The sequence below is a fragment of the Streptomyces sp. NPDC002896 genome, assembly GCF_040295225.1.
GTDB lineage: Bacteria > Actinomycetota > Actinomycetes > Streptomycetales > Streptomycetaceae > Streptomyces.
The window spans coordinates 14566-32930 of the sequence record NZ_JBEOVA010000030.1; the positions used below are offsets into that span (position 1 = coordinate 14566).

Below are 18365 nucleotides of genomic sequence, written 5' to 3' on the forward strand. Positions count from 1 at the left end.
GTCAGTCTCCGTCTTCGTCCTGCGCGGTGGCTTCGCGCTGCTGCACGGCGGAGGCCATGCCACCGGCCATCGCCAGGCCGAGGGACCGTTCGTCCGCCTCGTCCTTCGCGTACGTGGCGCCGACCCGGCCCTCGTACATCACCAGGACCTGGTCCGCGAGTCCGCGGATCTCGCTGAGCTCCGCTGAGACCAGCAGGACGGCGTGGCCCGCGTCGCGGTAGGCGATGAGCTGGTCGTGGATGTTCTGGATCGCGCCGATGTCGACGCCGCGGGTGGGCTGCTCGACCAGCAGCAGCGGGGCTTCGTGGGCGAGTTCGCGTCCGATCAGCAGCTTCTGCAGATTGCCGCCGGACAGCGCCGATGCGGGGACCTCGGGCGTGGACGCCTTGATGCCGAAGCGTTCGACGAGGCGCCGCGCATGGGCCCGTACCGCGTTGGGCGGCAGCAGGCCGCGGCGCGAGGACAGCGCCGTACGGTGATGGCCCATGGCCAGGTTGTCCGCGACGGACGCGGCGGGCGCGGTGCCCACCGCGTGCCGGTCCTCGGGCACATACGCGAGGCCCGCGGTGCGGCGTTCGGCCGCGGAGGCGTGCGTGATGTCCCGGCCGGAGAGGGTCACGTGGCCGGCGGTGACGGTCCGCAGTCCTGCCAGCGCCTCGATCAGCTCGCTCTGGCCGTTGCCCGCGACGCCCGCGATACCCACGATTTCCCCCGCGCGGACGGTGAGTTCCACGTCGCGTACGGCGTCCCCTGCGCTCAGGCGGGCGACGTCGAGCACGACATCCCCGGGCGTGCCGGGCGCGTGCACGCGGTCCAGTTCCACGGCGCGGCCGGTCATCGCCGCCGCGATCTCGTCGGCGGTGGTCTCGGCGGTACGCAGCCGGGCGGCGACCCGGCCGTCGCGCAGCACCGTCACGTTGTCGCTGACCTCGAGCACCTCGCGCAGCTTGTGCGTGACGAGAATCACCGTGCGGCCCTGTGCGGCAAGCGACTTGAGCACCGCGAACAGGGCGTCGGCCTCGGCGGGCGTGAGGACCGCGGTCGGTTCGTCGAGGATGAGCGTACGGGCGCCGCGGTGCAGCAGCTTGAGGATCTCCACACGCTGCCGGAGCCCGACCGGCAGGTCGCCGACCCGCGCGTCGGGGTCGACGGTGAGGCCGTGCTCCTCGGCGAGTTCGCGCACGCGCCTGCGGGCGGCGGTCCGGTCCACAAGACCGAAGCGGCGTGGCTCGGCCGCGTAGACGACGTTCTCGGCGACGGTCAGCGACTCGAACAGCTTGAAGCCCTGGTGGACCATGCCGAGCCCGGCGGCCATCGCGTCCCCCGGGTCGCCGAAGGACACCCCGCGCCCGTCGATGCATATCGAACCGGCGTCCGGCCGCTCCATGCCGTACAGCATGGACATCAGCGTGGACTTGCCCGCGCCGTTCTCGCCCATCAGGGCATGGATCTCACCGTGGCGGACGGTCAGGTCGACGGCGTCGTTGGCGAGGGTGCCGGGGAAGCGCTTGGTGATGCCGCGGAGTTCGACGGCCGCGATGCCGTCGGCCGGGGCCTCGACGGCCCCGGCCGGCAGGTCACTTGGCTGCCGGGTCATCGACCTTCAGCTCTCCGGACACGATCTGGTCGCGCAGCGCTTCGATCTTCTTCAGGACGTCCTTGTGCTGCGCGATGACGCACTTCGAGGTGTCGACGCCGTCCTCCAGGCCCGTCAGGCTGATGCCGCCCTCCTTGAGGCCGTACGAGACCGTCGATCCGGTCTTGCCGTCGAGGACCTGCTCGATGCCCTTCTCCACGGCGACGTCCGTCCGCTTGATGACGTTGTCGACGACCGTGCCGGGCGCCGAGGGGCACTGGTTGACGTCGACGCCGTACGCGTACGCGCCCTTGGCCTTCGCGGCCTCGAAGACGCCGTAGTTGCCGGCCGCCGCCGCGGCCATGAGGTGGTCGTAGCCCTTGGAGAGCAGGGAGTTCGCCTGCTCCTTGGCGCGCGCAGAGTCGTCGAACGGGGACTGGCCGCCGACGAAGCGCGTCGAGGTCGACGTCTTCGGGGCCACCTGCTTGGCACCGGCCGCGAACGGGTCGCTGAAGCGCCGGAACTGGGGCGTGTCGAGCACGTCGACCGCGCCGACCTTGCCGCTCTTGCTGAGCAGCCCGGCCTCGGCGCCCGCGAGATAGACGCCCTCGTGCTCACGGAACACCGCGCAGCTGACGTTCTTGTACGTCTTCGTGGTGCACGCGTCGACCATCAGGAACTGCTGCTTTGGGTTCTTCTCGGCCTGCTGCGCGACGATGTCGGCGAACTCGAAGCCGACAAGGACGATGACGTCCGGCTTCGCGTCGACGGCGGCCTGCACGTTCTGCTGCTGCGAGGCGGTGTCCGAGCTCTGGTAGACCTTCTGCGACCCGTCGTGCGCCTTCGCCGCGGACTTCAGGCCGGTGACCGCGAGCTTGAGGAACTCGTTCTGCCCGACCGGGTCGGGGGTGACCAGTGTGAAGGACTTCCCGCCGCTCGTGCCGGCGTCGTCGGCGCTGTCCTTCGCGGCCGCGTTGCAGCCGGTGGTGAGCAGGACGGTACCGGCCGCGACCGCGGCGAGCTGGAGGGAACGGGTTCTGAGGGTCATCGTCGATGGCCTTCCGGGGACGTCGGGCAGCGCACCCGTGCGGCAGCGCTGAGAGGCTGAAGGAGGGGGAGGTGAGGAAGAACGGCTGCGTCGAAGGGACGTTCAGCGGCGACAGCCGTCGCTGGCGCACCGGCCGTGGTCGAGGAAGCGGCGCATCGTCAGCAGCACACGTCCTCCTTCGCATCGGCACTCGGGCTGCGGGTGCAGGAGAGTAACACCGGAATCCGGACACCTGCGCGACTGTCTCAAACTCTGGGTCCCCAGGTCATGTACGGTGGCGCGCATCTCGGAACATCAGGAGTGCCCCGCTATGCCCCAGGAACTGCGCGCCGTCGACTGGACCGGAAACGGTCTTGCGCTCATCGACCAGACCGCCCTTCCACACCGCACCGAGATCCTCCAAGTCCGCGATGTGGACGACCTGGTGGATGCCATCCAGCGGCTCGTGGTGCGCGGCGCACCGGCGATCGGCGCGGCGGGAGCGTACGGTGTGGCGCTGGCCCTGCAGCAGGGCGAGCGCGAGGGCTGGGACCGGGAGCAGTTGCTCGCGGCGGTCTCCCGGATCCGCGAGGCCAGGCCCACCGCCGTCAACCTCGCCGTCTGCGTCGATCGCGTCCGGCAGCGGCTCGACGAAGGACTCGGCGCGGTGCTCGAGGAAGCCGCGGCCGTCCAGCGCGAGGACGTCGAGGCCAACCGTGCCATGGGGGCGTACGGCGCGGACTGGCTGCTGAAGCGGACCGCCGACCGTGCCGGGGACCGCCCGCTGCGCATCCTGACGCACTGCAACACGGGCGCGCTGGCCACCGCGGGCTGGGGCACGGCGCTCGGCGTCATCCGCGAACTGCACCAGCGCGGGCGGATCGAGGCGGTGTACGCCGACGAGACCCGGCCGCTGCTGCAGGGCGCCCGGCTCACCGCCTGGGAGCTGGCGCAGGAGGGCATCCCCCACTACGTCCAGGCGGACGGCGCCGCCGCGGGCACGATCTTGCGCGGCGAGGTGGACGCGGCGATCGTCGGAGCGGACCGGATCGCCGCCAACGGGGACACGGCGAACAAGGTCGGCACCGTGGGTGTCGCCCTGGCCTGCGCCGACGCCGGGATACCGTTCGTGGTCGCGGCGCCCACCACGACTGTCGACCTGTCGACGGAGCGTGGCGAGGCCATCCACATCGAACTGCGCGGCGAGGACGAGATACTTCAGTGGGCGGGCGTCCGCACCGCACCCGCCGAGTCGCGGGGCCACAACCCGGCCTTCGACGTCACGCCAGGGCGTCTGGTGACGGCCCTCGTCACGGAACGCGGTGTCCTGGAGGTCGCGGCGGGTGAGCTGCCGGGGCAGCACCTGGCCTGACGCACGCCGAAGGGCGCCGCCGCTCCTCAGGAGCGACGGCGCCCTTCGCTGTGCCGGTCAGCGTCCCGCCAGCTCCAGCTCCAGCAGCCACTCGACAACTTCGGTGTGGTGTCGGGCCTGACGCGGGTCCGCGCCCCAGACGTACAGGCCGTGGCCCGCCACGACGACCGCGGGCATACGGGGGTCGCGCGCCGCCTCCAGGCGGTCGCCCAGCTCCTTCATGTCCTGGCTGTTGGCGATGACCGGGAGGGTGACCTCCACGTCGTGCGCCGGCTGGCCGACGCCCTTGAGCATCTCCAGGTCCTTGAAGACGATGCCTTCCGGCTTGCGGCGGCCCATCGCCACCGACGCCACCGTGTGCACGTGCACGACCGCCCCGGCACCGGTCAGCGCCGCCACGCGCGCGTGCAGCTCGGCCTCGGCGGAGGGCTTGCCGCCCTGGACCGCTGCGCCCGCGCCGTCCACAAGGACCACGTCACGGGCCGTCAGTTCACCCTTGTCGTGGCCGCTCGCGGTCACCGCCAGCCGCAGCGGATCGCGGGAGAGCACCACGGACAGGTTGCCCGAAGTGCCGCGCATCCAGCCGAAGGAGGCGAACCGGGCCGACTCCGCGGCCAGTACGGCCCCGGCCTCCTCCAGGTCGAGTGCGGAGATCTCGGCGGTCACGTGGTGCTCCTTGCGATGGTGATGTCGTCGAAGACGCCGGCCTCCGGGTGGCTGCCGACGCCCTGCTCGTAGTACGGCTCGCCGGGGCGCCGTACGCCCACGGTCTGCCAGCCCGCTCCCCGGGCCGCGTCCAGCTCGCCGGGCCGGTCGGAGAGGAACAGGAGACGGCCGGGGTCCGCGGCGCCGAGCGCGTCCGCGATCGCCTGGTACGACTCCGGTGACTGCTTGGGACCGGCGTTCTCCGTGTCGTACAACCCGTCGACCAGCGGCAGCAGGTCGCCCTCGGGGCTGCTGCGGAACCAGGCGCGCTGCGCGGCCACCGAACCGGACGAGTACACGTGCAGCCGGACGCCCGCCGCGTGCCAGCGCCGCAGCGCCGGAACCACGTCCGGGTAGAAGTGCGAAGTGAGGTCGCCGCGTGCGAAGCCCTCCGCCCACACGATGCCCTGGAGGGTCTTGAGCGGGGTCGCCTTGCGGTCCTCGTCGAGCCAGGCGTTCAACGCCTTCTCGACACGTACGGCGTCGGCGTCCGGCTCGCCGAGCAGCTCGCGCACCTGGGCGACGGCGCGTGCCACCTCCGGGTCGCCGCTCCGCTCGGCGAGCAGTGCCGCGAACCGGGCGCGCGAGTACGGGTAGAGCACGTCGACGACGAACCCCGTGGCGCTCGTGGTGCCCTCGATGTCGAGGACCACGGAGTCCACGTCGAACAGGTGGGTCACGCTGCTGCCCGGTCCTTCTCGTAGCCGGCGGCGATGGTGTCGAAGTCGGGGAAGCGGTCCGAGATCTGGTCGCCGGTGAAGTTGCCGATCCAGCCGTCCTCCTCGTGGAAGAAGCGGATCGCGGTGAAGGCGGGCCGGGTGCCCATGTCGAACCAGTGCGTGGTGCCACGAGGCACGCCCAGCAGGTCGCCCTTCTCGCAGTACACGGCGTGCACTTCGCCGTTCACGTGCAGATAGAAGATGCCGGCGCCGGAGACGAAGAAGCGGACCTCGTCATCGTCGTCGTGCGTGTGCTCCTGCAGGAACTTCTCACGCGCGGCCTTCGCCTTCACCGGGTACTCGGGGTCGTCGCTCGGGTGCAGCCCCAGCACGTCGACCGTGGTGAAGCCCTCCTCGGCGTTGAGCTTGTCGATCTCAGGGCCGTACGCGGCGAAGACCGTGTCGCTGTCGGCGTCCGCGGGGACGTCCTCGCGGATCGGCCACTGCTCGAAGCGCACGCCGAGCGGCGCGAGGGCGGCGGCGATCTCGGCGGGGTCGGAGGTGCGTCGCACGACGGTCTCCGGGCCGGACTCCGGCCAGGTCGTCAGCAGGGTCATGGGAACTCCAGGATCTGGAAGGGAAGTCCGGATGCGGCACGGGCACCGGGACCGGGACGGGGTCTGCCGGGGAGAGGCCCTGGCGACGGAAGCGGCGGACTGCGCGGGGACGTGGGCCTTGGATCAGCCGCGACATGGCGCGCAGGGACAGCGTCGCATCGCTGTCGCGCCTGGTGTCGTCATGGGGGCCTCACTGTCCCGGGTCGGATGCCGGTTCCTCGGATGGTAACTCCAGGCCGTCGAGTGGCGGAGTGTGACGAAGTCGTTGTCTCACTTGTTGGTATTTGGCGACTCGTGTTTTGACGCCTGACTGAAATTGCTCACATGATCTACCTATGACGATGCTGCTGCTCGTGCGGCGGCTGTATGTGGATTTGCTCCGGTCGACCACAGCCAGCTGTCGCTGAGCTTCCCCGGAGCCCTCAACCGCCCTCGGCGCTGTGTGCGTTCGTTCGCTGTGCCGATGCGCGGCCAGTGAGACGACAGGCGCAGCCGACGCAGCGCGTCCTTCCTCTTGTCCGGTGTTTCCGGCCCGGCGTCCCCTTCCCTGCTCAACCGTCATGGAGCCACTCGTGTCCCGCACCGGATTCCCCCTTGCCGCGCTTTCCCTCGCCTCCGCCTCTGTCCTCCTCGTAGCAGGCTGCTCGCAGTCGTCGAACGCTTCCAAGGACTCCGGTGATTCGGCCGCATCCGCATCCGCCGCCACCGCCGAGAAGCCCGCCCCCTTCGACAAGGGCACCGTCAAGGTCGCCCTGGTGCGGCAGAGCGGCGCGGGCGACTACTTCGAGCAGTGGGGCAACGGCGCCAAGGCGCAGGCCAAGGCCCTCGGTATCGACCTGACGGTCTATGACGCCCAGGCGGACAACGCCAAGCAGGCCACCGACCTGTCCTCGGCCATCAACTCCGGGGCGCAGGCCATCATCGTCGACCACGGTTTCCCCGCCACGATCCAGCCCGAGATCGACAAGGCCGTGAAGAAGGGCATCAAGGTCGTCGTCTACGACGTCGAGACCACCAACGACAAGGTCGTCAGCACCAAGCAGGACGACGCCAGCATGGCCTCCGCCGTCCTCGAGGTGATGGCGAAGGACCTCGGCAAGGGCCAGAAGGTCGGATACGTCAACGTGGCGGGCTACGCCGCCCTCGACAAGCGCGACAGCGTCTGGGAGAAGGCCACCGACGCCAACGGCTGGAAGCAGGCGTTCAAGGTCGGCAAGGTGACCGACTCCACCGCCACCGACAACGTCCCGCTGGTTAGCGCCGTACTCACCCAGCACTCGGACGTGGCCGGCATCTTCGCCCCGTACGACGAACTGGCCAAGGGCACGGTCCTCGCGGTCCAGAACAAGAAGCTGGCGGACAAGGTCAAGGTCTTCGGCGCGGACGTCTCCAACGCCGACATCCAGGTCATGACCGAGAAGGGCAGCCCCTGGGTCGCCACCGCGGGTACGGACCCGTCGGCGGTCGGCGCGGCGGTCGTGCGCACCGCGGCGCTGGAACTGGCCGGGCAGCTGAATACGACCTCGGTCGAGTTCCCGGCGGTCGCCATCACCCAGGACTTCCTGCGGAAGAACAAGATCGAGAACATGGACCAGCTGCGCGAGGCGCTCCCGGCCCTGAACCTCTCCAAGGCCAGCGCTGCCGACTGGATCCCGAATGTCGCCCACTGAGCCGCACACCGGCGCATCGGCCGAGACCGCCGTCGGCGCACCGTGGGACACAGCCGTCGGCACATCGGCAGAGCCGCCCGCCGGCGCACCCGGGGAGACCGCGGCGATCTCGCTGCACGACGTCAGCATGGCGTTCGGCGGCAAGACCGTCCTCGCCTCCGTGTCGCTGGACATCGCCCCCGGCAGCGTCGTCGCGCTGCTGGGGGCCAACGGAGCGGGCAAGTCCACCCTGATCAAGATCCTTTCCGGAGTGCACAAGGACCACGGCGGCCAGGTCCTCGTATCCGGCGAACCCGCCGCACTCCAGTCACCGCTGGCCGCCCGCCAATTGGGCATCCAGACCGTGCACCAACGCATCGGCGAGGGCATCGTCCCCGGCCTCTCGGTCGCCGAGAACCTCGTCTTCGAGGAACTCGCCCAGCGGCGCGGCAACCCCTTCCTCGACGGACGGCGGCTGCTCGCCCGCGCCCGCGAGATCCAGTCCGCGCTCGACCTCGGCTGGAGCGACGCCCTCCTGCGCCGCGACGTCACCGAACTCGGCATCTCCGACCGGCAACTGCTGATCCTGGCCCGCGCCCTGGCCACCCGCCCCCGGCTGCTGATCCTCGACGAGCCGACCTCCGCGCTCTCCGCCGCCGAGGCCGAGCGGCTGTTCGCCCTCGTCGAGCGGATGCGGGACGACGGCATCGCCGTGCTGTACGTCTCCCACCGGCTCGGCGAGATCGACGCGCTCGCCGACCGGCTGGTCGTTCTGCGAGACGGCCGTCTCACGGAGGACCAGGCCCGCCCCTTCGACTGGGACCGGGCACTGCGCGCCATGCTCGCCCAGGAGCAGGGCGCCGGCACCGCCCGCCCCACCGACGGCAACGGCGGAACCGGCGGCGTGGCCGTCTCCCTTCGCGGCGTACCGCTGTTGCCCGGCCGCACTCCCCAGGACCTCGACATCCGGGCCGGTGAGGTCACCGGCGTCGTCGGCCTGCTGGGCGCGGGCAAGACCGAGCTGGCCCGCGGCCTGTTCGGCGCCGAACCCTTCACCGAGGGAGTCGTCGAACTGGACGGCGAACCGTTCCGGCCGCGCCGGCCCGCCGACGCGATCCGGCGCGGCGTCCACCTCGTACCGGAGGACCGGCACGCCGACGCGCTGATCCCCGGCTGGTCGCTGGCCCGGAACCTCTCGCTGCCGTTCCTCAGGTCCCTGTCCAAGGCGGGCCTGGTGAGCCATGCGAAGGAGGACCGGCAGGGCCGGGACACCATCGAGCGGCTCGGCATCGTCGCCCGCGACGAGCACAGCACGGTCGAGCAGCTCTCCGGCGGCAACCAGCAGAAGGTCGTCGTCGGCCGCTGGCTCGCCGAGAGCCCGCGCGTTCTCATCCTGGACGAACCGTTCCGGGGTGTGGACATCGGCGCCCGCCGCGACATCGGCAGCAGGGCCCGTGCCCTGGCCGCCGAGGGGGCCGCGGTCGTCGTCCTCTCCGCGGACGTCGACGAGGCCCTGGAGGTCGCCGACCGGGTCGTCGTCCTCGCCGGGGGCGAGATCCGCCTCGACGCGTACGGAGAAGGCGCAGAGCGCGACCGCGTCATCCAGACCCTCTCGGCATCCGTCTGATGCCCCGCCAAGGAACCGCATCGCAGCCGATGCCCAGCCCGGAAAGTCGTACGGCATGACCACGACCCAGACCGCCACCGCCCCGCCCAAGACGGCGAACCCGTCGCGGGCCGCGGCTGGCCCGCACATCCAGAACGCCGTCATCAAGTACGGCTTCATCTTCGTCACCGTGGCGCTCTTCGCGTTCTTCTCGCTGACGGAGCCGTCCTTCCGGGACTCGGCGACGCTCCTCGACACCCTCCGGTACGTCTCCGTCGCCGCGATCCTGGGCCTCGGGGTCACCCTCACCATGGCCGTCGGCGGGATGGACATGTCGGTCGGCGCCGTCGCCGGTCTCGGGGTCACCGTCGCCGCCAAGACCATGGTCACCTACAACCAGGTGGGTGCCGTCGCCGTCATCGCGGTCATCGCGGCTGGTGCTCTCGCCGGACTGCTCAACGCTCTGCTGATCGTCGTCCTGAGGATCCCCGACATGCTGGCCACCCTCGGCACCATGTTCGTCATCCAGGGCACGAAACTCATCCTGGTCGACGGGCAGTCCATCACGCCCGGCATGACGTTGCCCGACGGTACGACGGCACCCGGCAGGTTCACCGCCGGCTTCCTCTCGATCGACCGCGGCACCGTCGCGGGTGTACCGATCTCCGTGGTCATCTTCGGTGTGCTGACGGTCGCAGCCTGGGTGTTCCTCGCCCGCACCCGCTGGGGCCGGGTCCTGTACGCGATCGGTGCCAACCCCGAGGCCTCCCGGCTGGCCGGCATCCGGGTCGGTGCATACCGAGCCCTCGCGTACGTCCTGTCGGGCGTCCTCGCCTCCGTCGGCGGGCTTATCCTGGCCTCCCGCATCGGCCAGGGCGATGTCTCCGCCGGTACGTCGCAGCTACTGGAGGCCGTCGCCGTCGCTCTCGTCGGCACCTCGGTCCTCGGCCGCGGCCGGCCCAACGTGTGGGGCACGGCCCTGGGCGCCGTGCTCATCGGGATCATCACCACCGGCCTGACCATCAAGGGCCTGCCGTACTACACGCAGGACGTGGTCGAGGGCGCCGTCCTCATCCTGGCCCTCGTCTTCAGTTTCACCCTGTCCAAGCGCCGCACCGCATAAGGCCCGAGCGCCGCATCGCGCAAGGCCCAATCTCCGTACCGCATAAGGAAACCGACACGATGGGTTACCGCATCCTGGAGACCGACGACATCCCGGGCTACCTGCGCGAGCGAGGCCACTGGGACGCGACCGGCGACATCGCCGTCCGCGAGGTCTCCGACGGCAACATGAACCGGGTCTTCCTCGCCGCCACCCGAGACGGCATCCGCAGCCTCGCCGTCAAGCAGGCCCTGCCCTGGGTGCGGGTCGCCGGGCCGTCCTGGCCGATGAACCCCAACCGCGCCGACGCCGAGGCCCGCGCCTACCTCCAGGTCGCCCGCGTCGCTCCCGACAAGATCCCGGCCATCCACGGCTACGACCCCGAGAACCACGCCCTCGTCATGGAGGACATGTCGGACCTCGAGGTACTGCGCACGCTCCTCAACGACGGCGCCCCCTACGGCCCGGACACCTCCCGCCGCATCGGCGAGTTCGTCGCCCAGCTCTCCTTCGCCACCAGCGACTTCGGTATGGCGTCCGCCGAGCGCAAGGCGCTGATCGCGGCCTCCGTCAGCCCCGAGCTGTGCAAGATCACCGAGGATGTCGTGCTCTCCGAGCCGTACATCGAGCACGAGCACAACCACTGGCACCCGGGACTGGACGACCTGGCCGCCGAGTTCCGCGCCGACACCCGCCTCCGCACCGAGGTCGCCGACCTCCGCCACACCTTCATGACGAGCGGCCAGGCGCTGCTCCACGGCGACCTGCACACCGGCAGCATCATGGTCGGCCGACGGGACGACGCCGAGGTCGTACGCGTCTTCGACCCCGAGTTCTCCTTCGTCGGTCCGATCGGCTACGACCTCGGCCTGTACTGGGCGAACGTCCTCGTCTCCGAGGCCCGCGCGCACGCGCTCGGGGCCGGCGGGGACCACGCCGAGCAACTGCGGCTGAGCTGGGAGGGATTCGAGGCCGAGTTCCGCCGCCTCTGGCCGTCGCGCGTCGACACCTTCTTCGACGACGCCTACCTGGACCGGTTCCTGGGCCGTGTCTGGACGGAGTCCGTCGGCTTCGCGGGTACGGAGATCGTCCGCCGCATCATAGGCTTCGCACACCTCACCGACCTGACGACACTGCCCGACCCGCTCCAGGTCCCCGCCTCCCGCCAGACACTGCTGCTGGGCCGCGAACTCGTCGTCCACCGGGCCGAGTTGGGTGACCCCGAGGCCATCCGCACCTGCATCGAGTCCATCCGCGCCTGCTGAGGGGCGGCTCGCATCGCTGGATGCGTGGGTGCCGCCGTGGCAAGCGCAGCCGGAGCCGGAAGCCTCGCACCCACCTCGGCGCGTGGACGGCGGCCACGGTGGGTGCGCGGCTCGCGGCCCACCCGTGACGTGCGGCGCCACGGGGCACCCTGTGCCGGCTCGGTACAGGGTGACCCTAACTGGCTTCCGACGACGCGGTGTCCGTCGTCGGCACGGACCTGGTGGTCGACGGCCGCGGCTCGCTGCAGGCCGCGTACGACGACCTGTCCGAGCCGTTCAAGGTGCTGCTCGAATCGGTGAGTGCGCACCCGCGAACGCCTCCAGGAGGAGGTCAGGACGCTGGCAGCCGTCACGGGAACGACCGTCCTGTTCGTCACGCACTCCGCGGAGGAGGCCGTCCTGCTCGGCTCCCGCGTCCTGGTGATGGCGGCAGGCCCGGGACGCATGATCGACGAGGTGCCGGTCCCGCTCCCGCGCGCGGCGACGACGGATGTGGCCGCGTTGCGAGGGGATCCCCGGTTCGCAGCCTTGCGCGCGGAACTGGCAGCCGCCACCCGGGATGCGGCGGCTGCCTGACGGGGCGTCCTGAAAGGGGCGTCGCCACCTAAGGAGAAGCGGGAGGCCGTCGCGCCCCAGGCGCCGTCATCGGCCTCCCGCTCGCTCAGGCGCTTCGGAGGTGGCGGATGATCAAGTACATCTCGCAGCCGAGGCAGTAGCCGAAGGCCGCGTTGAGGAAGGCCGCGGCCAGGGCGAGCGCGGTCGCGGGCTCGTCCTGGCGAGCGTCTTCTGGCTGGTGCGGGCTGCGCGCAACGGCAGGGTCCGGGAGCGGGCCGGCGACGGTGAGGTGCGTCTGTCGGCGGAGGAGTTCGAGGCTGCCGGACTGGGGGAACGGGTGACGCTGGTTCAGTTCTCCACCGCCTTCTGCTCGCCTTGCCGGGCCACGCGTCGGCTGCTGACCGAGGTCGCCGGGACGGTGCCGGGAGCGGCGCACGTGGAGATCGATGCAGAGACCCGCCTTGATCTGGTCAAACGGCTGGACATCCTGCGCACACCGACCGTGCTCGTCCTCGACCCGCACGGCCGGGTTGTCGCCAGGGCGTCAGGGCAACCCAGGCGTGCGGACGTGCTGGATGCCATCGGCAAGGCGACCGGGGTGTTCGCGGCCTCGTAGGGATCAACTCCGTGTGAAACCGGGTTCCTTGTCTGATGGATTCGCTGGCGGAATCATCCGCAGCCAGTGACAGCGCGGACGAGCGAGGCCAGCGACTCCCCAGGGCCTTGTCCCGCCGTGTCGACCACGATGTGCTCCCGGTCCCACGGCTCGTACTCCCGGTCGACGACCTGCTGCCAGTCGGGCAGCGGCAGATCCGGGATGTCGACCGACCGAGAGGTCAGGCGCTGCCGGTGTTCGACCAGATCCGAGCAGACCACCTCCACTTCGAGGGCAGGCACACCTGCTCTGACGCTTGTGTCGCGCCAGGCGTCGCGCGTGACGGTCAGCGGATTCACCGACTCCGCGATCACAGTCAGGCCCTGCCGCAGATGCTCCTCTGCCAGCGCGTATCCGACGACGTAACCAGCAGGGCCCAAGGGGTGCCGGGCCAGGCCGGAGCGGACGATCGCCTGCTCGATGGTGTCGACCCGCAGATGGAGGGCGCCGAGCCGCGCGGCCAGCAGGCGTGCGAGGGTGGTCTTGCCGGTGCCGGGCAGGCCGCCGATGACGATGAGCATGCCGTCATCATGCCGTGCCCCGTCGGCGCAGCCGGGTGGCCCAGCTGTTCTGTCGCTATTCCGCCCCGGACGTGTGCCGCTCCAGCCCAGGGTGCCCTACCGGCACGGAGGAACATCGTCCCTGGTCAGGGGCAGTGCAACCATTCTGGAGCGGTACGGGGCGGTGAACGGGATCTTCGCGGGGCGCAGCCGTTCCCGGAGCTCGCCGACCCGAGCTCGATCACTGTCCATAGCTCGCCGCGGACCTCCCACGGCTTCGCCCCGCCCTGCCCCGGAACCCCCACCGTTTGGTCAACTGACGCCGAATGGAATCCAGGGGGACTGCGCGCTGCGGAAGGCACAACGCCGTTACCTCCGCCCCGTGCAGTTCCTCGCTCCCGCCGATGGCTGCCCGCTCAGACTGCCCGGAGGGCGCCTGGGCGACGGCCGGTGAGGCGGTCGAGCGCGGCGGCGGTCGCGTCGTCGGCCGGTAGGTGGACGACGAGCCGCTGGTCGTCGTCGGCGGGCAGTTCGAGCGTTTCGTATGCCAGCCGCAACTCCTCCACCTCCGGATGGACCACCCGCATGACTCCGCTCACCCTCGGCAGCCCCGGCAGTGTCTCCAGCCGTCCGGCGAACTCCGCCCCGCACGACACGGTCAACTCGTCCATCAGCGCGCCGACGTGGGCATCGGCCTGTCCCGGACCCTGCTTGAGGGCTGCGACCTGTTCGTCGGCGACTCGGTCCCAGTCCGGGTAGGCGGTGCGCGCCCGCGGATCGGTGAAGACGAAGCGCGCGAGGTTCGGTCGGCCGCCGTCAAGGAGTCCGATCGGCTCGGCCATCCGCCGGTACCCGTCCGTGCAGGCCAGGATCTCGCTCAGCCGGTTCACCCCCACAGCGGGCGCCGGTTCCAACCGGTCGAGCAGCGCCCGCACGGTGGGCCTCACCACCCTGTTCGGCCCGGCCCCGCCCATGCAACTGAAGCCCGCGTCAGCGCCCTTGGCGAGCCGGTGCAGGTGGACCCGCTCGTTGGCGGTGAGCCGCAGCGCGTCCGCCAGCGCCGACAGCACCTGCGCCGACGGCCGCCGATCCCGCCCCTGCTCCAGCCTGGTGACGTATTCGACGCTGACCCCGGCAAGCGTCGCCAACTCCGCGCGGCGCAGTCCGGGCGTACGGCGGCGCGGTCCTGCGGGCAGCCCGACCTCGGTCGGCGTGACGGCCTCACGGCGCAGGCGCAGGAAGAGGCCCAGCTCGTTGTCGCTCACTCGCCGAACGTAACACTCCCTGCCGTACCGGATCGTGGCCCTGGCACTACCACTCTTCGCCCGGCCTTCCTCCTCCTCCGCCCGCCCGGCAGTTTGGAGTGCACGGCCCCGCCTGGGGTCAGCCACCCAACCACCCCGCAAGAGGAGCACAACCATGCCCAGTGAGCGGCTGAACCTCGCAGTGATCGTCGGCAGCGTCCGGGCGGGCCGCTTCGGCCCGGTGGTAGCGAACTGGTTCGTCGAGCAGGCCGAGCGGCACGGCGAGTTCGCGGTCGAAGTGATCGATCTGGCGGACACCGACATTCCGCTCGAACTGCCGTCCGTGCCACCGGCGATGCAGCCCGACCTGCCCCGTCCCGCCGGGATGGCCGGACTGACCCGGCGGCTCAAGGCTGCCGATGCAATCGTCGTTGTGACACCCGACTACAACCGCAGCTTCCCGGCCTCCCTGAAGGCCGCCATCGACTGGCACTACACCGAGTGGCAGGCCAAGCCGATCGGCTTCGTCGGCTACAGCGGCGCCAGCGGCGGCCTGCTGGCGATCGAGCAGCTACGGCAGGTCTTCAACGAGTTGCAGGCCCACACCGTCCGCGACTACGTCTCCTTCCCGCGCTACTACCTGCTCTTCTCGCCCGACGGCACACTCCTCGACCCCGAGGGCCCGGAAGGCGCCGCCAAGGTCATGCTCGACCAGCTGCTCTGGTGGGGCTCGGTCCTGCATGACGCGCGCCGCGACCGCCCCTACATCGCGAGCCGGTAACTCCTTCGGAGCCCGGCTGGCGCGAGCGGCCGCTCGACCACATCAGCCGGGACGGTGGAGCGGGCCGCGGTCTCCGCGGCCCGCTCGTCCGGGTGTGCGGAAGCACAGCAGAGCCGGCACGACGCCCTACGTTCCGGGTATGGACGCGGCTGGCATGGTCGAACAGGTCGGCGAGGGAGTCGACACCGATCTCAGCGCGGGCGATCACGTCATGGCCATCGCGCTCGTCTCCGGGACGCACGGAGCGTACGCGGAGCACCTCGTCGTCCCCGCCGAGTCGGTGGTCCGTGTCCCGGCAGGCGCGACCGACATCGAAGCCGCCACGCTGCCGATGAGCGGCCTGACCGCCCGTATGGCGCTGGACCTGCTTGAGCTTCCCGCCGGCGCAGCGCGACCAGGATGCCCTGCGGACGCAGCGGAGCGCCGTCCGGGCGGCAGAACACCAAACCCTCCAGCGGAGCGCCCGGGGGGCTGGCCAGCCCGGGCGAGGGTGGCCTGACGTTGCAGGGCGGCGACCACGCGAGGGGACAGGCTCACGCAGTTCCGGCTGGCCTTGGTCTTGGGGTGGCCGAGGTAGAGCTGGTTGTTGTTCACCGGGGTCAGGCTCCAGCGCACCAGCAGCGTCTTCTCCGCCTGGTGCACATCGGTCCAGTGCAGACCGAGTGCCTCGCCGCGCCGCATGCCGGTGCCGAGCAGCAGCTCGAACAGGTCGGCCAGCCGGAAGGTTGCGCCGGCATGCCACCCGCCCGAGTAGCAGCCAGGCGGCCAACGGTGGATTCCATCTTGAGAAAATTGGATCCCAAAGATACCTTCCGGTGATCGGGGGTCACCTGGGTGACACATGCATCGGCCAGTGTGACCTGTGCGTACGCATCAGGAACGGAGTCTCCGGTGATCATTGACGCCTATAACACGGCCCAGAACGAGCGTGGCCGCTCGGACTACCTGACCGGCGCCCGGCCCGGCGACCCACCGCCCCCGCATGTGCCCTTCGACCCGTCGAAGTTGCTGGTGCGGATGGACGCGGCCGGGGTGGACATGGCCATGGTCTGCTCGCTCGCGCAGCGCATCGAGAACGACTTCATCATCGGGCTGACCAAGGAACACCCCGACCGGCTCTTCGGGTTCGGGCAGGTGCGGCCGCAGGATGACGACGCGCTGGACGAGGTCGAGCGGATCGCGGCGGCGGGACTGCGCGGCCTCAAACTGCACCCGACGCTGCACGGTTACTTCTTCTCCGACCATGGACTGCTCGACCCCGTGTACCGGATCTGCGCGGCACACGGGCTCGCGGTCCTGGTCAACGCGCTCGACGACCCCTTCTGCTCACCGTTGGCCATCGAGGAGATAGCCCGCGGTTTCCCCGAAGTCCCCACGATCATCGCCCATATGGGCGCGGTGTGGAACGTACCGGACGCCATCCTGGTGGCAGAGCGCACACCCAGCATCCACCTGGAGACATCGGCCACCCTCCTCGCCGATGTGCGGCGGGCGTACGGGCGGCTCGGTCCCGAGAAGATCGTGATGGGCACCGAATGGCCCGGCCACGACTTCGACCTGGAGCGGATGAAGATCGGCAAGGCGATCCCGGACGCCGCCGACCGGGCGCTGGTCGAAGGGGGCAACATCGCCCGGCTGCTCGGTCTCGGGGTCACCAGCGCCGACGCGTCTTGACCGGGAGCAGGTCGGAGACCTGGAGTCGTTCGACGGTTCCGGGTGCCTCCGGGTGCTCGGAACCGGGTTCGGGGACGAAGACGTAGACATACGCGTCAGGGCAGTAGTCGAACATCAAATCGCGGCAGACGCCGCAGGGTGCGATCACGCGCACCGTGCCGGCGGGTTTGAAGTGCACGGCCAGCACCGTGTCGATGTCCAGGCCGCCGGCTGTGAGCGCGGCGCCCATCGCCACGCCTTCCGCGCAGATCGATGTGCGGCGGGCGGAGCCCTCCAGATGCACACCGAGGTGGACCGCACCGTCGCGGGTACGCAGGGCCGCCGCCACCTCGTGCCGGCCGGGCCGGTGCACGCGGGTGAGCAAGCCGGTCGCCGCGGCCAGCAAGTCCTGGTCGAGCGCAGGGGAGTTGAGGGGAAGACTGGGCAGGATCATGCACGTAGGATACAGTCCCTCGATAATTGGATCCAATGATGGGAGCGTGTATGCGGGACCCGATTGTCTCGGCGGAGCTGGCGGCCCAACTCGGTGGATCCGGGCAGCCCTTGTGCTGGGAACGCCTCACCGCGCCGGAGACCGCAGAGCTCGTCGAGCGGACCGACGCCGTGATCATCCCTGTCGGCGCCACCGAACAACACGGCCCGCACATGGCGCTCTGCGTCGACACCACCATCGCCCACCATGTCGCCCTCGGTGTCTCGGCGCTGACGGGGATACCGGTGGTCCCACCGCTCGCCTACGGGGTGTCCTCCTCGCACGGTGATCTGCCCGGCACCATCGCCCTCCGGCCGGAGACCATGATCATGCTGGTGGAGGACGTCGTCGCCTCGCTGTACGCGCGCGGCATACGCCAGTTCGTCCTCCTCAACGGCCACACCTGGAACGGCGGCGCGCTCGATGTGTCCGCCGAGAAACTGCGGGTGCGCTTCGATGACGCCCGCGTGCGCTATCTCGCCTATGTGACGGCCTACCCAGGCTCGGAGGTCGACGGGCATGTCACCTATGGGCGCGCCCTGATGCACGCCAACTTCTTCGAGACCTCCCTGATGCTGCACATCGACCCCGATGCGGTGCACCTGGACCGGGCCGTCTCGCTCACCGACCGCGATTCGTTCTGGGACTACCGCACCGACCAGGTCAGCCGCAGCGGTGTATGGGGCCGCGACATCGAACAGGCCACCGCTGAGCACGGGGCGTCCGAGATGCGCCGGTGCATCGAGACCACGGCCCGCGCGGTGGCCGGCGGCGTGGGCGAGGCCTGGCCGCAGCCGCGCTGACCCGCCCGGGCGCCCCACCGTGTCTCCCCGTGGCCGGAAGAAAGCTCGGCTCTGGGACCTGCCCAGCCGTCGTACTCCCGCTCGCCCCGGCCCGCTGCAGGAG

Annotated in this window: 19 protein-coding genes and 1 pseudogene; 11 read left to right on the top strand and 9 right to left on the bottom strand. The window is 70.5% G+C overall.

What is annotated here, in order from left to right:
• Position 1 precedes the first annotated feature (1 nt).
• Complete coding sequence (locus ABT009_RS36995) at positions 2-1597, bottom strand: ABC transporter ATP-binding protein (RefSeq protein ID WP_351305315.1); 1596 nt, start codon at positions 1595-1597, stop codon at positions 2-4.
• Positions 1578-2624, bottom strand: a complete 1047-nt coding sequence (locus ABT009_RS37000; protein ID WP_351305317.1) for a BMP family ABC transporter substrate-binding protein — start codon at positions 2622-2624, stop codon at positions 1578-1580. Before ABT009_RS37000 ends, ABT009_RS36995 begins: the two co-directional genes overlap by 20 nt.
• A gap of 310 nt (positions 2625-2934) precedes the next feature.
• On the opposite strand from ABT009_RS37000, the gene mtnA reads away from it, so the two are divergent.
• Positions 2935-3975, top strand: coding sequence for an S-methyl-5-thioribose-1-phosphate isomerase (gene mtnA / locus ABT009_RS37005; RefSeq protein ID WP_351305319.1), 1041 nt, complete (start codon positions 2935-2937; stop codon positions 3973-3975).
• 57 nt (positions 3976-4032) lie between these two features.
• Here mtnA and mtnB read toward each other — a convergent pair whose 3' ends face one another.
• The 3 genes from mtnB to ABT009_RS37020 are packed head-to-tail and all read right to left on the bottom strand — an operon-like array spanning position 4033 to position 5956.
• Complete coding sequence (gene mtnB, locus ABT009_RS37010; RefSeq protein ID WP_351305321.1) at positions 4033-4641, bottom strand: methylthioribulose 1-phosphate dehydratase; 609 nt, start codon at positions 4639-4641, stop codon at positions 4033-4035.
• Positions 4638-5360 carry an acireductone synthase gene (gene mtnC, locus ABT009_RS37015; RefSeq protein ID WP_351305323.1) on the bottom strand — a complete coding sequence of 241 codons (723 nt, stop codon included), beginning with the start codon at positions 5358-5360 and terminating at the stop codon, positions 4638-4640. Before mtnC ends, mtnB begins: the two co-directional genes overlap by 4 nt.
• A complete protein-coding gene (locus ABT009_RS37020; RefSeq protein ID WP_351305325.1) occupies positions 5357-5956 on the bottom strand; it encodes a 1,2-dihydroxy-3-keto-5-methylthiopentene dioxygenase in 600 nt (199 codons plus the stop codon). The genes mtnC and ABT009_RS37020 overlap by 4 nt, the downstream gene beginning before the upstream one ends.
• A 572-nt stretch (positions 5957-6528) precedes the next feature.
• Here ABT009_RS37020 and ABT009_RS37025 point away from each other — a divergent pair.
• From ABT009_RS37025 to ABT009_RS37045, 5 genes are all read left to right on the top strand, one after another.
• Positions 6529-7626 carry a substrate-binding domain-containing protein gene (locus ABT009_RS37025; protein ID WP_351305326.1) on the top strand — a complete coding sequence of 366 codons (1098 nt, stop codon included), beginning with the start codon at positions 6529-6531 and terminating at the stop codon, positions 7624-7626.
• Between the two features lie 127 nt (positions 7627-7753).
• A complete protein-coding gene (locus ABT009_RS37030; RefSeq protein WP_351305437.1) occupies positions 7754-9232 on the top strand; it encodes a sugar ABC transporter ATP-binding protein in 1479 nt (492 codons plus the stop codon).
• Positions 9233-9287: 55 nt separating this feature from the next.
• Complete coding sequence (locus tag ABT009_RS37035; protein WP_351305328.1) at positions 9288-10334, top strand: ABC transporter permease; 1047 nt, start codon at positions 9288-9290, stop codon at positions 10332-10334.
• 59 nt (positions 10335-10393) lie between these two features.
• A complete protein-coding gene (mtnK, locus tag ABT009_RS37040; RefSeq protein WP_351305329.1) occupies positions 10394-11578 on the top strand; it encodes an S-methyl-5-thioribose kinase in 1185 nt (394 codons plus the stop codon).
• Between the two features lie 300 nt (positions 11579-11878).
• Positions 11879-12154, top strand: a complete 276-nt coding sequence (locus tag ABT009_RS37045; RefSeq protein ID WP_351305331.1) for a hypothetical protein — start codon at positions 11879-11881, stop codon at positions 12152-12154.
• Positions 12155-12239: 85 nt separating this feature from the next.
• Here the strand turns inward: ABT009_RS37045 and ABT009_RS37050 are convergent.
• Positions 12240-12341, bottom strand: a pseudogene (locus ABT009_RS37050) (DUF4395 family protein); the annotation flags it as partial.
• Positions 12342-12350: 9 nt separating this feature from the next.
• Here ABT009_RS37050 and ABT009_RS37055 point away from each other — a divergent pair.
• On the top strand, positions 12351-12749 hold the full coding sequence (locus ABT009_RS37055; RefSeq protein ID WP_351305439.1) for a thioredoxin family protein: 399 nt from the start codon (positions 12351-12353) through the stop codon (positions 12747-12749).
• A gap of 53 nt (positions 12750-12802) precedes the next feature.
• Here ABT009_RS37055 and ABT009_RS37060 read toward each other — a convergent pair whose 3' ends face one another.
• Both ABT009_RS37060 and ABT009_RS37065 read right to left on the bottom strand, forming a co-directional pair.
• Positions 12803-13309: a P-loop nucleotide/nucleoside kinase family protein gene (locus tag ABT009_RS37060; RefSeq protein WP_351305335.1), complete on the bottom strand. Its 507-nt coding sequence runs from the start codon at positions 13307-13309 to the stop codon at positions 12803-12805.
• Positions 13310-13704: 395 nt separating this feature from the next.
• Positions 13705-14553, bottom strand: coding sequence for a helix-turn-helix domain-containing protein (locus ABT009_RS37065; RefSeq protein ID WP_351305337.1), 849 nt, complete (start codon positions 14551-14553; stop codon positions 13705-13707).
• 154 nt (positions 14554-14707) lie between these two features.
• Here ABT009_RS37065 and ABT009_RS37070 point away from each other — a divergent pair, with 154 nt between their 5' ends.
• The 3 genes from ABT009_RS37070 (at position 14708) to ABT009_RS37080 (ending at position 16987) form a co-directional block, all read left to right on the top strand.
• A complete protein-coding gene (locus ABT009_RS37070) occupies positions 14708-15313 on the top strand; it encodes an NADPH-dependent FMN reductase (protein WP_351305339.1) in 606 nt (201 codons plus the stop codon).
• Positions 15273-15812: an alcohol dehydrogenase catalytic domain-containing protein gene (locus tag ABT009_RS37075; RefSeq protein ID WP_502990037.1), complete on the top strand. Its 540-nt coding sequence runs from the start codon at positions 15273-15275 to the stop codon at positions 15810-15812. The genes ABT009_RS37070 and ABT009_RS37075 overlap by 41 nt, the downstream gene beginning before the upstream one ends.
• Positions 15813-16204: 392 nt before the next feature.
• Positions 16205-16987: an amidohydrolase family protein gene (locus ABT009_RS37080; protein WP_351305343.1), complete on the top strand. Its 783-nt coding sequence runs from the start codon at positions 16205-16207 to the stop codon at positions 16985-16987.
• Here the strand turns inward: ABT009_RS37080 and ABT009_RS37085 are convergent.
• On the bottom strand, positions 16965-17420 hold the full coding sequence (locus ABT009_RS37085; protein WP_351305345.1) for a cytidine/deoxycytidylate deaminase family protein: 456 nt from the start codon (positions 17418-17420) through the stop codon (positions 16965-16967). The genes ABT009_RS37080 and ABT009_RS37085 overlap by 23 nt on opposite strands.
• 50 nt (positions 17421-17470) lie before the next feature.
• Between ABT009_RS37085 and ABT009_RS37090 the strand changes: the two genes are divergently transcribed.
• Entirely contained in the window at positions 17471-18262 is a 792-nt protein-coding gene (locus ABT009_RS37090) for a creatininase family protein (protein ID WP_351305347.1), read from the top strand.
• The last annotated feature ends 103 nt before the right edge of the window (positions 18263-18365 follow it).

Excerpts from the sequence above, each read along its gene's own strand:
- ABT009_RS37070 (WP_351305339.1), top strand. The coding sequence starts at position 14,708 with ATGCCCAGTGAGCGGCTGAACCTCGCAGTGATCGTCGGCAGCGTCCGG.
- ABT009_RS37060 (WP_351305335.1), bottom strand. The coding sequence starts at position 13,309 with ATGCTCATCGTCATCGGCGGCCTGCCCGGCACCGGCAAGACCACCCTC.
- ABT009_RS37090 (WP_351305347.1), top strand. The coding sequence starts at position 17,471 with ATGCGGGACCCGATTGTCTCGGCGGAGCTGGCGGCCCAACTCGGTGGA.
- ABT009_RS37030 (WP_351305437.1), top strand. The coding sequence starts at position 7,754 with ATGGCGTTCGGCGGCAAGACCGTCCTCGCCTCCGTGTCGCTGGACATC.
- ABT009_RS37085 (WP_351305345.1), bottom strand. The coding sequence starts at position 17,420 with ATGATCCTGCCCAGTCTTCCCCTCAACTCCCCTGCGCTCGACCAGGAC.
- ABT009_RS37020 (WP_351305325.1), bottom strand. The coding sequence starts at position 5,956 with ATGACCCTGCTGACGACCTGGCCGGAGTCCGGCCCGGAGACCGTCGTG.
- mtnK (WP_351305329.1), top strand. The coding sequence starts at position 10,394 with ATGGGTTACCGCATCCTGGAGACCGACGACATCCCGGGCTACCTGCGC.
- ABT009_RS37075 (WP_502990037.1), top strand. The coding sequence starts at position 15,273 with ATGACGCGCGCCGCGACCGCCCCTACATCGCGAGCCGGTAACTCCTTC.
- mtnA (WP_351305319.1), top strand. The coding sequence starts at position 2,935 with ATGCCCCAGGAACTGCGCGCCGTCGACTGGACCGGAAACGGTCTTGCG.
- ABT009_RS37000 (WP_351305317.1), bottom strand. The coding sequence starts at position 2,624 with ATGACCCTCAGAACCCGTTCCCTCCAGCTCGCCGCGGTCGCGGCCGGT.
- ABT009_RS37035 (WP_351305328.1), top strand. The coding sequence starts at position 9,288 with ATGACCACGACCCAGACCGCCACCGCCCCGCCCAAGACGGCGAACCCG.
- ABT009_RS36995 (WP_351305315.1), bottom strand. The coding sequence starts at position 1,597 with ATGACCCGGCAGCCAAGTGACCTGCCGGCCGGGGCCGTCGAGGCCCCG.